This is a genomic window from Erwinia sp. (genome assembly GCF_049696395.1).
Taxonomy (GTDB): Bacteria; Pseudomonadota; Gammaproteobacteria; order Enterobacterales; family Enterobacteriaceae; genus Erwinia.
The window spans coordinates 1-3,929 of record NZ_JBAVTT010000081.1 but is presented as its reverse complement, the minus strand read 5'-3'; the positions used below and the strand labels follow the sequence as shown (position 1 = coordinate 3,929).

The 3,929-nt window shown below is 53.8% G+C and carries 2 protein-coding genes and 1 tRNA gene; 2 read left to right on the top strand and 1 reads right to left on the bottom strand.

Going from position 1 to position 3,929, the window contains the following annotated elements:
* The first annotated feature begins 142 nt into the window (after positions 1–142).
* Positions 143–2,311 (top strand): catalase/peroxidase HPI, encoded by a 2,169-nt coding sequence (gene katG, locus WCC56_RS10645; RefSeq protein ID WP_424692345.1) that lies wholly within the window; start codon positions 143–145, stop codon positions 2,309–2,311.
* Positions 2,312–2,368: 57 nt separating this feature from the next.
* On the opposite strand, the gene WCC56_RS10640 is transcribed toward katG, so the two are convergent.
* A tRNA-Asn gene (locus tag WCC56_RS10640) sits at positions 2,369–2,444 on the bottom strand.
* Between the two features lie 507 nt (positions 2,445–2,951).
* On the opposite strand from WCC56_RS10640, the gene WCC56_RS10635 reads away from it, so the two are divergent.
* The gene (locus WCC56_RS10635) at positions 2,952–3,875 is read left to right on the top strand and encodes a sugar ABC transporter substrate-binding protein (protein ID WP_424692344.1); all 924 of its coding nucleotides are present in this window, start codon (positions 2,952–2,954) and stop codon (positions 3,873–3,875) included.
* Positions 3,876–3,929: the final 54 nt, after the last annotated feature.

Below are 3,929 nucleotides of genomic sequence, written 5' to 3'. Positions count from 1 at the left end.
CGAAGGTAAAGCCTATCAAATGCATAGAGTGATACAGGTTATACCTATTGAATTTCGCGTATAGAGTGGAGGTGATAAAGCCAAAAGGAGAATGACCGTGAGCAATTCTGTTGATAACGAATCTAATAATAGTGCCGAACCCATTGTTGAAGCGGACAGGGAAGCCTCTGCCGGTAAATGTCCATTCCATGCCGGCAAGTCAAATGAAGCCTCTGGCGGCGGTACCAGCAACCGTGAATGGTGGCCACAGCAGCTGAGAGTCGACCTGCTGAACCAACACTCCAACCGTTCCAACCCGCTTGATCAATCCTTCGATTACCGTCAGGAGTTCGCCAAACTCGACTATTCCGCGCTGAAAGGCGATCTGCGTGCCTTACTTAATGAGTCGCAGTCCTGGTGGCCGGCCGACTGGGGCAGCTACATTGGTCTGTTCATCCGTATGGCGTGGCACAGCGCCGGAACCTATCGCTCCGTTGACGGACGCGGCGGTTCAGGCCGTGGTCAGCAGCGCTTTGCACCGCTTAACTCCTGGCCGGATAACGTCAGCCTGGATAAGGCACGCCGTCTGCTGTGGCCGGTGAAGCAAAAGTACGGTCAGAAAATCTCCTGGGCCGACCTCTATATTCTGGCGGGTAATGTCGCGCTGGAAAACTCCGGTTTCCGTACCTTCGGTTTTGGTGCCGGACGTGAAGACGTCTGGGAACCGGACCTCGACGTGAACTGGGGCGACGAAACAAACTGGCTGGAACACCGTCACCCTGAGTCGCTGGCGAAATCGCCGCTCGGTGCAACGGAAATGGGGCTGATCTACGTCAACCCGGAAGGCCCGGAACACAGTGGCGACCCGGTCTCTGCCGCCCCGGCTATCCGCGCCACCTTTGGCAATATGGGCATGAACGATGAAGAGATCGTCGCGCTTATTGCTGGCGGCCATACGCTGGGTAAAACCCACGGAGCCGCTGATGCCAAACATGTTGGTGTCGACCCGGAAACTGCGCCGCTTGAAGCGCAGGGACTCGGTTGGGCCAGCAGCCACGGCACGGGTGCCGGAGCGGATGCCATCACCTCCGGTCTGGAAGTGATCTGGTCACAGACGCCCACGCAGTGGAGCCACTACTTCTTTGAGAATCTGTTCAAGTACGAGTGGGTGCAGACGCGCAGCCCGGCAGGCGCGATTCAGTTTGAAGCGTCCAACGCGGCGGACATTATCCCCGATGCCTTTGACAGTGAGAAAAAGCACAAGCCAACCATGCTGGTCACCGACCTGACGCTGCGTTTTGATCCGGAGTTTGAGAAGATCTCACGCCGTTTCCTGAACGACCCGCAGGCGTTTAACGAAGCCTTTGCCCGTGCCTGGTACAAACTGACCCACCGCGATATGGGGCCAAAAGCGCGTTACATCGGCCCGGAAGTGCCAAAAGAAGATCTGATCTGGCAGGATCCTCTGCCGCAGCCGATTTATCATCCCACCCCCTATGACATCGCGCTGTTGAAAGAAAAAATCGCTGCGTCTGGTCTGTCGGTAGCGGAGTTGACCTCGGTCGCGTGGGCATCCGCCTCGACTTTCCGTGGCGGTGACAAGCGCGGGGGGGCCAACGGTGCCCGTCTGGCACTGCTGCCGCAGCGTACATGGGAAGTGAATGCCGTTGCCGCAAGGGTGCTGCCGGTGCTGGAAGAGATTCAGAAGAGCGAGCAGAAAGCGTCACTGGCCGATATAATCGTGCTGGCGGGTGTTGTCGGTGTTGAACAGGCGGCGAAAGCGGTGAATGTCGACATTCAGGTGCCGTTCACCGCAGGCCGCGTGGACGCACGTCAGGATCAAACGGATCTCGAGTCGTTTGACCTGCTGCAGCCACGAGCGGAGGGTTTCCGTAACTATCGCGCGGCGCCGGGTCGCACGTCGACCGAAAATCTGCTGATCGACAAGGCGCAGCAGCTGACGCTAACCGTACCTGAATTAACGGTGCTGATTGGCGGTCTGCGCGCACTGGGCGCTAACTTCGACGGCAGCAGTCACGGCGTATTCACGGAGAATGTGGGTGAATTGAACACCGACTTCTTCACGCATCTGCTGGATATGCGCACGGAGTGGAAAGCCACCGATGCCAGCGGTGAACGCTTTGAAGGGCGCGATCGCCAGAGTGGGCAGGTGCGCTTCAGCGCTACCCGCGCTGACCTGGTGTTTGGTTCCAACGCGATTTTACGCGCTTCAGCTGAGGTGTATGCCAGCAGCGATGCACAGCAGAAGTTTGTTAAAGACTTCGTCGCGGCATGGACCAAAGTGATGAATCTCGACCGCTTCGATATCTGAAGTAAATGAGACAGCAAAAAGCCCGCTCAGGTTTCCCTGAGCGGGCTTTTCTATGTATGGCTCCTCTGACTGGACTCGAACCAGTGACATACGGATTAACAGTCCGCCGTTCTACCGACTGAACTACAGAGGAATTGTTTCAACGGGGCGCATGTTATCGACCGCACCCTCGCTTGTCAAAGGAGTAATGCAAAAAACCTGTGCGTTTGCTGGCAAAACCAGCGATTAGCCGTTTTTCCCGCCCGTCTGCACAAAATGCAATCTCTTGCGCCAGATCTCACTTTGATCGGAATCCTTTGCCGATGTTAGAGGTGTGTCAAATTTTTGTTATTTGTCGATTTTAAAACAGGCGTTTCGGTGGTTTCATATTGAAAATTTCATATGACGTTATTATGAAATAAATGAACTGGTTCGCAGCCTACTGGTCACGGACGGCCAGAACCACAGCGTCCATTAAAGTTTAACTGAATGATTTAATACAAATAATTGAAAGGAGTGTTTCCGGCAGTCAGGTCTGACCTTACCCCTGTTTTACCCTACAATTTACTGAAGCCGTCGGTGAAGTTGAGTGAATGTAAAAGAAATTTTCATTCGATGTCACAACCAGCCTGCGCATACTAACGATAAAAAGGGCTTAGCCATGAACGTGAAAAAAACGATTTTAGCGTCACTGTTAGTGTGTATGTTACCTGTTTCCGTCTTCGCAAAGGATTTGCAGGTTGGTGTTTCTATGGCGCTGTTTGATGACAACTTTCTGACTATCCTGCGCACCTCAATGCAGAAAGAGATGCAGACAGAGGGCGTAAAAGGGCAGGTTGAAGACGCCAAGGGCGATGTCTCGCAGCAGCTGTCCCAGGTGCAGAACTTTATCAGCCAGGGTGTTGATGCGATCATCGTTAACCCGGTGGATACCAACGCCGTCAAACCTATTATGGACCTCTCCGCTAAAGCGGGCATCCCGCTGATCTTCGTTAACCGCGAACCTGCTCAACCCATGACGGACAAAATGGCCTACGTTGGTTCGGATTCAGAGCTGGCCGGTCGCCTGCAGATGGAAGCGCTGGCAAAAAACATGAACTACAAAGGCAACGTTGCCATTCTCCTTGGCGACCTGGCCAACGAATCCACCCGTAAACGTACTGCTGGTGTTAAAGCGATTATCGCGAAATACCCAGGTATGAAAGTCAGCAAAGAACAAACCGCGAAATTCACCCGTAACGATGCCGTTGATGTGGTCAGCAACTGGTTAACCGCCGGTGATGATATTCAGGCGATTGCCGCTAATAACGATGAAATGGCGATTGGCGCCTTGCAGGCTCTGGGTAAAAACGACGGGAAAGTGCTGGTAGCCGGTGTCGATGGCACACCAGATGCTTTACAGATGATCAAAAACGGCAAGATGGTTGCGACCGTATTCCAGGATGCCAAGGGTCAAGGCGAGGGTGCAGTGAAAACGGCGGTGAAGTTGGCCAATGGTGAAAAAGTGCAAAGGATCGTGGATATCCCGTTCCAGCTGATCACCAAAGACAACTACACCAAATTCACCAGCATGAACCAAAAATAACCCCGCCGTACGGAGGTGAAGAATGGCCGCATATGCGCTTGAAGCCGAAGGCAT